This is a genomic window from Pseudoalteromonas sp. J2K-J599 (assembly GCF_059295115.2).
In genome coordinates, this window is the sequence record NZ_CM200271.1 from 1,017,805 (window position 1) to 1,032,167 (window position 14,363).

Annotated in this window: 10 protein-coding genes and 1 pseudogene; 5 read left to right on the forward strand and 6 right to left on the reverse strand. The window is 41.0% G+C overall.

Annotated elements, in window-relative coordinates; genetic code table 11:
- Positions 1-131: 131 nt before the first annotated feature.
- The 3 genes and pseudogenes from AC5NT5_RS04605 to AC5NT5_RS04615 all read right to left on the reverse strand — a co-directional run.
- Positions 132-1,709 carry a glycoside hydrolase family 68 protein gene (locus tag AC5NT5_RS04605; RefSeq protein WP_002961343.1) on the reverse strand — a complete coding sequence of 526 codons (1,578 nt, stop codon included), beginning with the start codon at positions 1,707-1,709 and terminating at the stop codon, positions 132-134.
- A 1,499-nt stretch (positions 1,710-3,208) separates the two neighbouring features.
- Positions 3,209-4,141, reverse strand: a complete 933-nt coding sequence (locus AC5NT5_RS04610) for a DHH family phosphoesterase (RefSeq protein WP_165723557.1) — start codon at positions 4,139-4,141, stop codon at positions 3,209-3,211.
- A 145-nt stretch (positions 4,142-4,286) separates the two neighbouring features.
- Positions 4,287-4,442: pseudogene (locus AC5NT5_RS04615) on the reverse strand (dihydrolipoyl dehydrogenase); the annotation flags it as partial.
- Between the two features lie 817 nt (positions 4,443-5,259).
- Between AC5NT5_RS04615 and AC5NT5_RS04620 the strand changes: the two are divergent.
- Both AC5NT5_RS04620 and AC5NT5_RS04625 read left to right on the forward strand, forming a co-directional pair.
- Positions 5,260-6,933 carry an FMN-binding glutamate synthase family protein gene (locus AC5NT5_RS04620; RefSeq protein ID WP_024595777.1) on the forward strand — a complete coding sequence of 558 codons (1,674 nt, stop codon included), beginning with the start codon at positions 5,260-5,262 and terminating at the stop codon, positions 6,931-6,933.
- Entirely contained in the window at positions 6,933-8,645 is a 1,713-nt protein-coding gene (locus AC5NT5_RS04625) for a thiamine pyrophosphate-dependent enzyme (RefSeq protein ID WP_165723556.1), read from the forward strand. Before AC5NT5_RS04620 ends, AC5NT5_RS04625 begins: the two co-directional genes overlap by 1 nt.
- A gap of 206 nt (positions 8,646-8,851) precedes the next feature.
- Here AC5NT5_RS04625 and AC5NT5_RS04630 read toward each other — a convergent pair whose 3' ends face one another.
- Both AC5NT5_RS04630 and AC5NT5_RS04635 read right to left on the reverse strand, forming a co-directional pair.
- Entirely contained in the window at positions 8,852-10,300 is a 1,449-nt protein-coding gene (locus tag AC5NT5_RS04630; protein ID WP_024595779.1) for a dihydrolipoyl dehydrogenase, read from the reverse strand.
- A gap of 70 nt (positions 10,301-10,370) precedes the next feature.
- The gene (locus AC5NT5_RS04635) at positions 10,371-11,099 is read right to left on the reverse strand and encodes a glutathione peroxidase (protein ID WP_024603642.1); all 729 of its coding nucleotides are present in this window, start codon (positions 11,097-11,099) and stop codon (positions 10,371-10,373) included.
- Between the two features lie 113 nt (positions 11,100-11,212).
- On the opposite strand from AC5NT5_RS04635, the gene AC5NT5_RS04640 reads away from it, so the two are divergent.
- A complete protein-coding gene (locus tag AC5NT5_RS04640; protein WP_024595781.1) occupies positions 11,213-12,115 on the forward strand; it encodes a LysR substrate-binding domain-containing protein in 903 nt (300 codons plus the stop codon).
- Here the strand turns inward: AC5NT5_RS04640 and AC5NT5_RS04645 are convergent.
- Complete coding sequence (locus AC5NT5_RS04645; RefSeq protein WP_024595782.1) at positions 12,099-13,292, reverse strand: flagellar assembly protein FlgT; 1,194 nt, start codon at positions 13,290-13,292, stop codon at positions 12,099-12,101. The genes AC5NT5_RS04640 and AC5NT5_RS04645 overlap by 17 nt on opposite strands.
- Positions 13,293-13,432: 140 nt before the next feature.
- On the opposite strand from AC5NT5_RS04645, the gene AC5NT5_RS04650 reads away from it, so the two are divergent.
- Both AC5NT5_RS04650 and AC5NT5_RS04655 read left to right on the forward strand, forming a co-directional pair.
- Positions 13,433-13,891 carry an LPP20 family lipoprotein gene (locus AC5NT5_RS04650; protein ID WP_008168853.1) on the forward strand — a complete coding sequence of 153 codons (459 nt, stop codon included), beginning with the start codon at positions 13,433-13,435 and terminating at the stop codon, positions 13,889-13,891.
- A gap of 190 nt (positions 13,892-14,081) precedes the next feature.
- Positions 14,082-14,303, forward strand: a complete 222-nt coding sequence (locus AC5NT5_RS04655) for a hypothetical protein (protein ID WP_165723555.1) — start codon at positions 14,082-14,084, stop codon at positions 14,301-14,303.
- Positions 14,304-14,363 lie beyond the last annotated feature (60 nt).

A 14,363-nucleotide genomic window follows, 5' to 3' on the forward strand; every position in this document is an offset into this window, starting at 1 on the left:
GTTCGAGAGACTGTCGAATAAGTCGAGCATACCTTTATTTGCCATTTACAAACAAGGGAGAAGAGGATACGCCGGTACATCGCCATCTCCTCTTCCCACCGATAATGGCTGTATAGATTAATTTACTAAAGCTATTTCTTTAGAGGCTTGATCTGTCCACCCGAATTCACATTAAGGTTTGCAGGGATATCGGCCCAACCACCTAGCCCATAACCATTTACGCTATAGGAATAATCAACCTCTGACGAGTCGCCGTTGATTTCTATCCTGACTGTAGGTGCAAGCGTCCCACCGCGACGAAAATTTTCTTGAGTGCCGATCGTGTCGATGAACGATTGGATCAAGCCCCCAGGCATCACGTAGTGCGAGTACGACTGGAATTGACCTGGATGCTGATTATAGTCTGGCGCAAACGGACTACCCGGCCAGTAGTTGAGGTTCGTTGGGTTACCCAGCACCAGTCCGGATCCCTGGTTCATCGGCTGGTAATCGCTGCGAATACCGTTGCCTACGAAACCATATACGCCCTCGGGGCCAGTAATACCTGTTGCGTATGTGGTGCTGTGGCTAATAGTGAAAAGGTAGTACTTGCCATCTTGTTGGTAGATCTGCGGTCGTTCAGTCTGATCGGTGACACAGTTTGCAGATAGAATAGGCGGCAGAAATTCCCACTCGGTTAGGTCGTCGTTCGTAGCCCTTGCCAGACCGACGTTACCGATCTGAAAGGGCGCACCCGATGCATTCACTTGGGTTACGGTTTCTGCATAAGGGTCGCCGTCCCGGTAGCCAAGGTCGTCCGCATCACACTGTGCAGTTGTCCGGTCCATGGCCGAGTTGCCCTCAAATACCATATAGGTCTCACCTGGATGAGCCGGATCTTCGAAAGTAAACGGGTCGCGGAAGTTATAGTAAGGGTTTTGCTCAGCATTTTGGTAGTAAGTGCCGTCAGCCTCGAGTAGCGACGTAACCTTGTTGAAACCGGTGAATCTCACGCCGTGTTTATTAGCATGCACATGGCCTACGCTTAGCGCGAGCCGAGAGTCGTAAGGCTTGATGTCCGGTCCACCGTCTTGATCACGGTAGAAGGCAACATCTGTGAAAAATAACTTTATTTCGCCACCCGGAAAAATACGCGCCGAGCCTGACCACTGGGTCTGGTGGCTGTAAGACTGGTCTTCGAAAATTTCACCGGTGACACCTTCATCGAACACGAGACCACCATAGGTCCAACCACCATTTTCGGGGCGTTGGTCAGCGGAAATCCCAGCCGGCCGATAGAAGTAGCCGATCTTTGCGTAAACGTGGCGGTCATCAAAGCCAAGGCTACGGTCGGCTACTAAAGAAAAAATGATTTCCTGTCCATTGACACTGTACTGATTAGCATCCTCGTCAGTCAGAGGCCAAGAGTCCCATACCCAGACCTGTTCGTTCGACATGTCAGGGAAGTTCTGCGGGATGTCAGGCATAGTGTATTCTTCAGGCATCGAATTCTGACGTGAACCAGCCGTCGGATCAGACATTCGCTTGATTTGGCGTGCATCAGCCCGCGTCCACTTCGCAGTGAAATTACTCTCAGGTGCAAATGCCTCTTGGGTGTGAAATGTCGGCTCGGGACCCGGCTGTAGATAAGGTTCTGCAACAGCTGCCGTTGTTAAGCCCAGAAATGAACACAGAATTGGGATTGTCGATTTACCTATTTTACTATTCATCAATATCTTCTCACTAAATTAAAAATTGTTTCCCGTAAAAGGATGGCCTCAGCCTAATAAGACCCCTGTTATCCTAGTCTAAATCAATTATTTTGAGTGAAAACCAGTTGTATTCACTTGAATATATGTGACTTTTATAGCGAAATCGATTCGGACAAAGGTTGTCTTCTGGAATTAGCCAGGAAATTCGGGCGTAATAATGCCCGCGCTACATGATGTTAGCTTTTTTACTATATACCACTCTTTTAAAAACTTAAACGATTAAGTTTGTTTTTTTGTAATGGTTCACCGATTTAACAATCAAAAACAATCGAAAATATAAATATAAAATACTATTGCATATAGGAACTTTCAAATGACAACCTTAATTCATCTTGAATTAAGGTTGCGTATTATATATGGGCTCTATAGTGTTAGTGTTTACTGGCTTTTTTGTAAGTAACTTAGAGGTAGGAATTTAAAAGTGAATATTAATATTAAAAAAATAAGTTTTTATGCTTGAAAGTTATCATCATTCATTTAAATCTTAACGAAAAAATAATGTATTAATTCTCACGCGGCACCTGTTGAATGAAGGCTTAACTTAATCGATTAAGTTGTTAAGAAGGAAGTTATAATACTTTTTATGCTAACGCTTATGCATTAGAAGAATGAATACCGATTAAAGGATCCCGTGTTGTTATTTTTCGATGAGTCAAAAAGCGATGCCTACCCATAAAATACTGTTGCTTCGAGGCTTGAGGAGCTTTCCTGCTAAGGTTTTAATCTGCAGCATGACGCCAATTAACTCGAAGTGCCCCACTTAGTAAATTAAGTCGCACTAGGTAATTTATCGAACACCACTGCTGAGTTTTTATATCCCAAACATTTTCTTGGCCGAAAGTTAAGGTCTCGTTGAGCGCCAGCAATTTGCTTTGCTGCGATAGGGATCCGTTAAAGTTTTTACTTACCTTAAGTTTTTAATATGGGTTTTATTTGGCGAGGGGGGGGGGGCAGTTTTTTAGTTTGTTTGCTACCAGCCATGGTCACAGAATTTACTGGTATTACCTACTATGATCGTGAGGAAATGATGACGGTAGTATCTTAAGATGCAATCATCGCCCGAACTATCCCAGCAGAGCTTTTAGCAGTCACTTTGCGTATCGGATACATTTTTCTTCGACGTTAAATCATACTAACTATGCCCTTCTACCTTGCTCGCCAAACACTAGGTACACATACTAGCCACTGTTAAAAAATTATTTTTAACAGTGGCTAGTCGGCACTCAATACTAACACTATTGGTGATAATAACGTGCTTTGCTAGGCTACTTTTCGCCACGTAATCTATCGCGCTGCATGAAAACATAAATCAACTTATGGTTGAAAGTATGATCAATAATTTTACCCACACCCGGAATGAATTCAGGATCCTAACTTTGGTTCAACCCAAACTCAACTGAGGCTATAGTCAATACTAATACACTATATTTCGCTGCTAGGTAGATAACAGCTTACAACTAACCATCACTTGTAATTTTATCAATCAATTCGCTAAGTACAGCTTCAGCTTTACTTGTTTCTACTTGGCAAGTACCTGCATTTAAATGGCCGCCGCCGCCGTATTTAAGGCACAGTTCGCCAACATTGGTGTTTGAACTGCGGTTAGTTATTGATTTACCTATGGCATACACCACATTTTGCTTTTTAAGGCCCCACATTTTATGAATCGAGATATTGCAGTCGGGGTACATGGCATAAATAACAAATCGGTTTGTGGCGTAAATTGTTTCTTCTTGAGTTAAATCAAGGACTACTAAGTTTTTATGAACGGTAGCGCATTGAGAAATTTGCTCTTTGGCTTTTTCGTTATGCTCGTTATATAAAGCAACACGTTCGGCTACGTCTTCCATTTGTAGGATTTCTTCGATGCTCTGATCTTTACACGCATCAATCAGTTGCATCATTAATTGGTAATTTGAAATTTTAAACTCGCGAAAACGGCCAAGTCCAGTTCGCGCATCCATAATAAAGTTCATTAATACCCAATCGGTTGGGTTTAATATTTCGTCTTTTGAAAACTGAGCAGCATCGCCTTTGTCTACCGCGTCCATCATTTCAACAGAAATATTTGGAAGTTTTTCAGCGCCGCCATAATAGTCATAAACTACGCGAGCTGCTGATGGGGCTTTTGGGTCAATAATATGGTTTTTTATGTCGCTTGAGTTGCGAACGGTTTCGCTAAGGTGATGATCGAATGCTATATGACAGCCTGCAACGTAGGGGAGGTTGGTCGTAATGTCGTTTTCGGTAATGTCTATTTTGCCATCTTGCATGTCTTTTGGATGAACAAATAAAATATCGTCAATTAGGTCTAAGTCTTTGAGCAATACGGCACAAACTAAGCCATCAAAATCGCTGCGAGTGACTAGTCTAAATTTATTATTGGGCATAGCTATTCCATCTTTTTAATTGAATTATCAATTAAGTGTAACAGCTAAATTTTTTTTTGAGAGGTTAGCTTAAAAAAATTATAAAAAAAAGCCAAAACGTTAGTTTTGGCTTTTGCTTAGCAAGTTTGTATGTGTGGCAAATAGGTTATGCGCCTGGACCACATTCCATACATGAATTTACAATGTCTGGGCCAAATTTAAGTTTGGCGTTTAAGTCGCGAAGGGCGGTACGTAACCCTTCTTCAATTACTGGGTGGTAAAATGGCATATCAAGCATTTCTGGTACGGTCATTTTGTTGCTACCGAGCTTATAACCAAGATGACGCATATAACAACTTTACACCGATAATAAGTTTTTAGTGGACTGTTGAACAATGTCCATTTGTTTGTGCATTAAATCTCGAACAGCCCTGAGTTCTCGGGGATAAATATAGCCTCCAGAGAGTATATCTAGACTTAGCATTTCAGCTAACCGGCGTGCATCACTATGCTCGTTGGTATATTTTTAACCAGAGTATTGCTGGGTTGCAGCTGGATTCGCTAAGTGAAGTTTAAACTTTGCAGCTATTAATGCATCAACTAACCAATACAAATTAAATGTTGATTCAACAACAAGTCCTGCTAGCTTGTATTTATAAGGGGCTAAAAAGATAAAATGACAGAGATGTCATTATTTAAACGATTGCAGTTAAGCGTTTCACCCTGTTCATTAATGATAGGAATTACACTATTATTTGAATGCAAGTCAACTCCACCCCACCATATAGTTTTATACTAAGCTCCTCTGATAACGTTTATGTCTTGGTCAACACAACTATATCGAAAAACTCTAGGAGCTTTGTATATGATCATCAAATTTTGACTTTATACATCACAATTTTGCCTTGTTATTGTGCTATTTTCTTAGCGCTATAATAGATCACTTATTTAATGCAATTGCTATTAGTTGATTGAGCGTAGCCCATTTTTGTTTGTTCCTTTTTTAGTCTCTTTCATCAGTTTTTGTTCAGTTTGCTTATTATAGTGTGTCCCTAGAGTAGATTATTAATTGCTCGAGCTTGGGTTAGTATATGCTTTCACCTTGCTTTTGCTCACTCAAAAGAAAGGGAAATACGATAATGAAACAAATGGCTTCTTTTTTTCATTTATTAATGCGCGCTTTTTTACCGATCAGTGCATTGATTGTGTTAGTGCTAGTTCTGTTTTTAAATCCTTATAATTACCTCTCAATATTCGTCATCATTATTGCTGGTTTTTTTGTGGCACTAGGCATTAAAGACAGGTTGCAAACTAGTAGCACGTTGCTTAGAAATTATCCGGTAATAGCATGGATAAGGCACATATTTTACGACTTACGACCATTTTTACGCCAATACATTGTGGAGGATGATTTAGAAGGTACACCTTACAGTTTTGAAGCGCGTAATCTTATTTATGCTCGCTCGCAAGGTAAAAGTGATACGCGGCCTTTAGGTACAGAACGCAACGTAAAAGAAGATGGTTATACGTGGGTTTGCCACTCTATGGCACCTAAATCTCAGCCAGATACTAAGCCAAGGGTAACTATTGGTAATGAGCAATCTAGCCAACCTTATGAAGCATCCTTATTAAATATATCGGCAATGAGCTTCGGCGCATTATCGGGTAGAGCAGTTGAGGCATTAAATAAAGGCGCTAAAATAGGTGACTTTTATCATGATACCGGGGAAGGAGGGCTTAGTGAGTATCATAAAAAGCATGGTGGCGACATTGTATGGGAGTTAGGCACTGGCTACTTTGGTTGTCGCGACGAGCACGGCAATTTTGATCCAAAGCAGTTTGCTGATACTGCACAAAGTAAACAAGTAAAAATGACTGAAATAAAACTCAGTCAAGGTGCTAAACCAGGCCATGGTGGCTTGTTACCAGGCTCTAAGGTAACTGAAGAAATAGCCCGCACCCGTAAAGTTCCCGCTCATGAAGATTGTTTGTCGCCCGCTGGGCACTCTGCTTTTTCAACACCCGTTGAATTACTTGAATTTGCACAACATATGCGTGAGCTTTCTGGCGGTAAGCCAGTAGGGTTAAAGCTGTGCGTTGGTATGCCCCACGAGGTTATGGCGTTGGGTAAAGCTATGCTTAGCACTGAAATTTACCCTGATTTTATTGTGGTCGATGGCGCAGAAGGCGGTACGGGCGCTGCACCTAATGAATTGTCGGATTGGGTTGGTATGCCTTTAGAGGATGGTTTAGTAATGATGCAAAATATGTTAGTGGGTACGGGGTTAAGGAAGCATATAAAGCTCGGTGCCAGTGGTAAAATTTATAATGGTATGGGCATGGCTAAGCATATTGCTTTAGGCGCTGATTGGTGTAATGCCGCGCGTGCGTTTATGTTTTCCATTGGTTGTGTGCAAGCTAAGCGTTGTGACAAAGGGACGTGCCCTACGGGGATCACCACCCAAGATCCACAGCGCCAACGCTCGTTAGATATAGAAATACAATCACAAAGAGCAGCGCTGTTTCATTCTAAAACGTTAGCTGCATTAGGTGAAATTGTGGGCTCCTGCGGTGGCGTTCATCCTAGTGAGTTAGATCCCCATCAAATTATAACGCGCATAGATGCAGCACAATCTAAGTCAATTATGGAAGTCCATCCATTTTTACCTCCTAACAGTTTGCTTGATACCCCTGGCGATACAGCGTATTGCGATTGGTGGGAAGCTGCTTCTAAAGATACATTTAAGCCAATTAAAAATTTAACCGATGCAATGGGAACAACGTTATTAGCACATAAAAGAGGACATTACTAATGAGTACAACAGTTTCACACGTTATAGCAGACACTCTCGTACAAGCGGGAGCAAAACGTTGTTATGGTATTGTTGGCGACACAATAAATCATTTTACTGATGCGATTAGGCACACCGATTTAAAGTGGGTCAATGTACGTCATGAAGAAGTAGGTGGCTTTGCCGCCGGTGCAGAAGCTTATATGACAGAGCAGCTTGCTGTTTGTGCTGGAACATGTGGACCTGGCAGCTTACATTTTGTAAATGGTATTTTTGAAAGCCACCGTAATGGTGCCCCTGTTGTTTTAATAGCCTCCAACATTGATAGGGCGGAGGAAGGAATGGATTTTCCACAAGAGTTGGACCAAACCAAAATTTACGAGCAGTGCTCTGTATTTTGTAAGCGTATTAGCCACCCAGATCAAGCTCGGCGTATCGTAACCCAGGCTGCTCAAGCGGCATTGGCACACAAGGGGGTGGCGGTGGTTGTAGTTAATGGCGATGTATTTAAGGAGAAAATAGATGATGATTTGCCTTGGTCGGTTCACCAGCCTCAACCGGTTATTCGTCCAAGTGACGACGAACTCAAAAAGCTTGCTGGTATGATTCTCGATGCAAAGCGCATTACCATTTACGCAGGTATTGGCGCCCGAAAGGCGCATGATCAACTTATTACTTTGGCAAAAAAGTTAAACGCTCCGATAGCTCATAGTTCGCGAGCAAAAGAATTTGTAGAGCCTAATAACCCTTTTAACATTGGTATGACAGGGATTTTAGGAAATCTTGCAGGAGTGCAAGCAATGAGCGATTGCGATTTGTTAATTTGCTTAGGTTCTGACTTTGCCTATACCCAATTTTATCCTGAAAAAGCCCGTATTGTGCAAATCAATAAAGAGGCTAACCATTTAGGGCGCCGTTCGCCTATCGAACTTGGTTTAGTGGGCGATGTTAAAGATACTTTAGCTGCGTTAACCCCACTACTTGAACAAAAATCAGATAATAGACATTTGAATGAATCGCTTGAGCAGTGGAAAAAAGACACTCAGGGCTACAATAAAAAGGCAAAACACGACTCTGACCTTATTCACCCGCAGTACCTGGCGCAGCTACTCAGTGAACAGGCCACTGATAATGCTATTTTTACCGCCGATGGAGGAAGTCCAATGGTTTGGTTATTAAGGCATTTAAAGGCTACAGGAGAGCGCCGTTTTTTAGCCAGTTTATTGCATGGTACTATGGCAAATGCGTATCCTCAGGCATTAGGAATTGCAAATGCATATCCTGATAGGCAAGTAATAGCGATGTGTGGCGATGGCGGGATCACCATGTTATTGGGAGATTTACTTACCTTAGTGCAAGAGAAAATAGCAGTTAAAATTTTAATTTTTAACAATGACTCACTCGGCTTTGTAGAAATGGAGCAAAGGGTAGAAGGCTTACTTGATAGTTACACAGGTCTCTCGAACCCTAATTTTGCTCTATTAGCACAGCAAATTGGCTTGCACAGTTGGCAAGTATCAGACCCTGATGAACTGCCTTCAACGATGCGCGCATGGCTAGATGCAAAAGGACCGGCTTTATTAGAAGTAAAAGTAAATAGAATGGAGTTAGTCATGCCGCCTAAAATAGAAGCAGGGCAGGTAGCCTCTACGGCTTTATTTGGCCTTAAAGCAGTACTAAATGGTCGTACTAACGAAGTAGTGTCGTTACTCAGAGATAACTTTATTAAATAATACAAATCTGCTTATATAGAGAGTCTATCTAACGTTAAGAAAATTGCGCTAGAACTAGGTGATGTTTTTATCTTTTTTGATTCGATTAACAATTAAGTGTAACAACTAAATTTTTTTTTGAGAGGTAAGCTTAAAAAAATTATAAAAAAAAGCCAAAACGTTAGTTTTGGCTTTTACTTAGCAAGTTTGTATGTGTGGTAAATAGGTTATGCGCCTGGGCCACATTCCATACATGAATTTACAATGTCTGGGCCAAATTTAAGTTTGGCGTTTAAGTCGCGAAGAGCGGTGCGTAACCCTTCTTCAATTACTGGGTGGTAAAATGGCATATCAAGCATTTCTGGTACGGTCATTTTGTTTTGTACAGCCCAAGCTAATAAGTGAGCGATGTGTTCGGCTTGTGGGCCAATAAATTCTGCACCTAAAAATAAGCCTGTGCCTTGCTCTGCATATACACGCATATGACCTTTGTTTTTAAGCATTACTCGGCTACGGCCTTGGTTTTCAAAGCTTACTTCGCCTACTTCAAAACAACCGCATGGGCCTAATCGGTCAGTAATTTGCTTGTAGCTTTCGCCTACCATTGCTATTTGTGGGTCGCTAAATACAGCTGCAATTTTTGCTCTGCGCAGACCTATACGTACATCTGGGAAGCGCCCTGCATTTTGACCTGCAATAGCACCTTGGTCAGATGCTTCGTGTAACAGTGGTAGCATGTTACTTGCATCGCCTGCTATAAATATGTTCGACTCACCACACTGCATTGTATGTGTGTCTGCGTGCGGTACGCCGCGTTCATCAAGTTCAATGCCTGTGTTTTCAAGGCCTAGTTTATCTACGTTAGGTACTCGGCCTGTGGCTGCAAGTACGTAGTCAAACTGTTCGGTGTGTTTTTCACCTTGTTTGTCGGTGTAAGTAAGCTGCGCTTTGCTGTTTACTTGCATCATGTCGGATACGTTTGAGTCGGTATCAACAAAAAATTCTTCGGCAAAAACAGTGTTTGCGTAGTCTTTTACTACTGGATCTGTAAGTGGGCCAATTGCGCCGCCTACACCAAATAGTTTTACATTTACGCCTAGTCGGCTAAGTGCTTGGCCAATTTCAAGACCTATTACACCAGGGCCAAATACAGCGACTGATTCTGGTAGGTCATCCCAATCAAATACGTCGTCGTTTATAATAAGTTTGTCGCCAAAGTTATTAAATACGCCAGGGTACGAAGGGCGTGAACCGGTAGCAATTACAAAGCGTTTTGCTGTAATAATTGTGTGGTCGTCTATTTGTATGCGGTTTGTGTCTAAAAATTTAGCGTAACCACGAATTTTATCACCATCTGGTAATTCATCTACAGCTTCTACTACAAATCCGGCAAAGCGGTCGCGTTCGCTTTTAACGCGTGCCATCACTTCTTTACCATTAATACGTGGTGCAGAGCTGTGTACACCAAATGCAGGTGCCATTGTGATTGAGTGCGCAGCTTCAGCAGCTGCAATTAATAATTTACTCGGCATGCAACCAACTCGTGCGCAGGTAGTGCCGTAAGGGCCTGATTCGATCATAAGTACGTTATTTGTAAATTGTTTAGCATTACGATAAGCACTTAAACCCGCAGTACCCGCACCAATAACAACAACGTCGGTTTGCAATTCTTTCATTATTTTTTCCTTATAAAATAGGGGCAACCAGTGCCCCTATTTATATTTACTAATTGAGCAAAATTATTAATTAAGCAAAGTATTTTTCTAAATCATCTGAGCCACCAATGTGCTTACCGCCAATAAATACTTGTGGAACGGTTTCACGGCCAGATACTGCTTTAAGGCTTGTTAGTGATGCGCCTGAGCCCATAACAATTTCTTCAAATGCAAAGCCTTTTTCTGTAAGAAGCGCTTTAGCTTTTGAACAGAACGGACAACCAGGTTTAGTAAATACAGTTACTGGCTCTGGTTTAGCTTGCTTAGGGTTGATGTAATCAAGCATTGTGTCTGCGTCAGATACTTCAAACGGGTCACCTGGTAAATCTGGTTCGATGAACATTTTGTCAATCACGCCATCTTTAACAAGCATAGAGTATCTCCAGCTGCGCTTACCAAAGCCTAGGTCGTTTTTGTCTACTAACATGCCCATGCCGTCAGTAAATTCGCCGTTGCCGTCTGGTAATAAAGTAATGTTTTGCGCTTCTTGATGCTCAGCCCATGCGTTCATTACAAAGGTATCGTTTACTGATAAACATACAATTTCGTCAACGCCGTTTTGCTTAAGTACGCCTGCTAATTCGTTGTAACGTGGTAAGTGAGTTGATGAACATGTTGGTGTGAATGCACCAGGTAGTGAAAACACTACAACCGTTTTACCTTTAAAAATTTCATCTGTTGTTACTGATTTCCATTCGTTATTTTGACGAGTTGCAAATGTAACACTTGGGACTGTTTGACCTTCGATATTGTTTAACATAGTTTTTTGTTCCTCTTGATTTGTTGATAGCCATTATGGCGAACAATTAAATATAGTTCCAATCGTTTGTTTGTATTAAACTGATAGTTATAAACTATCATGCGGAGCTGAATATGAACTTAAAAGATTTTGAATATGTAAAAGCAATAGCGCAATACAAGCACTTTCGCAAAGCTGCCAATGCATGTTTTGTAAGTCAGCCTACATTAAGTGGCCAAGTAAAAAAACTCGAACATGAGCTTGGCGTTACTTTATTTGACCGCTCAACTAAACAAGTTACGTTAACAGCAAAAGGTGAACGTTTGTTGACGCAAATAGAGATTATTTTAGAACAAACGCAAATACTCAAAGAACTTGCTGCTACTTCTAATGAGCCTCTACAAGGTAAATTAACTATTGGTATTATTCCTACCATTGCGCCTTACTTGTTGCCTGCGTTATTAACATCAATGAAAGCGGCATTTATTGATAGTCAGTTTTCGTTTATTGAGATGCAAACAGCAACAATTTTAGAAGCTTTAAATAATGGCGAACTCGACTTTGCTATTTTAGCCGATGTGCCAGAGCTTATTAATTACCATACGGTTGCTTTATACAAAGAAGATTTTTTAGTGGCGGTATCACAAGATAACGCGCTTTCTAAGCATAAAAAAGTGGCGTTGAACGACCTTCAAGGATGCAGCCTACTAATGTTAAGTGATGGTCATTGCTTTAAAGATCAAGCCCAAAAGTTTTGTTTTTCTGCGGGAGTCGATATATCTAATCAGTATAAAGGTAATAGTTTAGAAACATTATTAGCGTTAGTGGCCATGGATGACGGTATTACATTTGTACCAAAACTGGCATGTACCGACCGTGTAGGGATTGATTACTTGCCTATATTCCCTAATCAGCAGCGTAATGTGGTGTTTGCATGCAGAAAGCATTATCCGCATTTATCGGGTGTAGAACAATTGGGCAAGTGGTTATCGGCTCACCCTAATTTAAAAGCTAAATTAACTAAAGATCTTGGCTGATTATTTCTACTACATCGTTAATTTGCACGCCAGGTAGTGGTTTGTCATCAATACTGACAGCTACTGCAGTTTGCTGATAAAGCTGCTCAACGCGAATTTTATTAAGCGTGGTGATGGTGTGTGGCATAACATTACCTGCCGCGTCGGTTAAATAGTTATGGTGCGCAATGCTTAGCATCTGGCCTTTTTTTAACCCATGAGCTTTACCTAAATTAATAACAATTTTGCTATTTTCCATGTGCATTATTTTGCCTTGAGTTGGCAAACACGCCATGGCTGCTTGAATGTCATAACTTACTGCTTGGTTGATATCGGTTATGCTTTGCCCATAAGGCGATTGCCAAAACCTATCACTATTAACGTCAACTATGGTTGTTTTTTCAAATGGCCAAATTGCTTGAGTATGGTAACTATTTTGCCAAAGTTGCTCATAGGTAGTGCCATCAAACAGTGCAAACTCAATGTTGTAACTGCGCTCATACGCCTCGTCTTGCCAAAATGCATAATCGTTATTGAGTTTGTCGCTAGTCGAAAGGCTGGTTATTTGGCTAAGCAGAACATATTGAGCGTTACTGCGCGAAGATATTTCTTCTAATTGAGCGTTTGAATAGTCGTGCTGCTGCGAAAAGTACTTATCAACGCTTATTGCATTATTATAGTAAGCAATAGGTACTGCGCTCATTTTTGATTTTTGCAGGGAAGTAAAAATATTTTTGCTAATAGCTTTGCTTACGTCAAATATTTGACCCATTTTGGCGTGTTCACGATGAACAAGTTGGCTTTGTGTAACGGCCACAAACTTATTAAAACTATTTTGTGGGCATTGCTCTGTTTGAGAAAAAATATCGAGCCGTAATGTAACGGCAAATTTATTGTCGTATTTATTTTCGCTGACCAGTTCAATTTTTTGAATTTCTCCGTGGCTGCTAATTTTTAGCTGATCTTGCATCAACACGCCATCTACCAACGTTTGCACAGAGCTAACCCGTGCGCCAGAGAATACTAACGCCTGTGTAATCGCATCTTTTATAGCGGCAGATTTAGCCGCGCTTGTATCACCATTTTGGACGTTCGCGTGACCCGTTGATTCATACCACTGTGCTTTAGTAAAAGGGGAGAACGTTAATAATGCCGTTGCACTTAATCCTGCAAATGCCAATGATAAAAACGACTTCATACTTTTACTCCAATTAAACGTTAGCTATTAACTAGGTAGAGCAAGGACTGTACCAATGTTATTTGGTAATTATTAGTAATGCTATAAATGGCATTAAACGTGCATATGTACTGCTAATTACTATACAAGGGCTAAATGCTATGCGAGCAATTTCATTACTTATTACACTTGGGTGTTTAACCTTAGGTGGTTGTAGCAGCGTTTTTGATAAGCATGTTGAATATAAATATGTAGAGCCAAATAATTACCCCGTTTTAAAAGCGATAGGGTATGCACCTATTAGCTTGCAAAAAGGCGCTAACGCGTCGCAAAAGCAACTTATGGCCATTAAGGCTTCTAAGCTTGAAGCTTACCGGGAGCTTACTGAGCAAGTATATGGGCAAAAAATTACCGCAGGAACAACGGTGGAAGGCTCAATTGCTCAAGACGATTACTTAGAAAGTAAAGTGCAGGGGCTTATTAAAGGTGCACAAATAATTAAAACTTACGCAGTAGATGACACTTACGTGACCGAGCTTGAGCTTAATATGAAGCGTGTGCACGATTTATACATAGGTGAAGTAAAACCACGCGAAGTTAAAAAAGTAACGTACTACTAAAAAAGTTATTCAAAATACCTCATCCTCCTATATTGAGTGCTATGCTGTTGTTAGGATTAATTTTAAGCAGATTGCGTAGTGCTCAACAGATGTATTTTATTGCCACTTATTTTAGATCGTTCAATAACAAAGGTTTTATCTGCTTTCAAGCAACAACATATTAAGCACTGAAACGATAGATTTAGGTAACTTGAGTGGTCTATCAACGCCTGAGCAAACGGTGCAAATGAGTTCGGCGGAGCCGCTTAATATTGATGATGTAATCATTAACGAAGATGCAGAGCAGCTTATAGCGCTAAATACACTGGTTGAAGACGAAGGCTCTGCAATTGCTTATACCCCAGCCCAAAGCGGGGAAGCATTGATACAGCAGCACCTGCAGTTGATGTACAAAATCAATCGGAGGAAATGATTAAACACTTAATTGAAAGTAGTAATAATCAAACGGATATTTAATACCAATAAAGCCCCC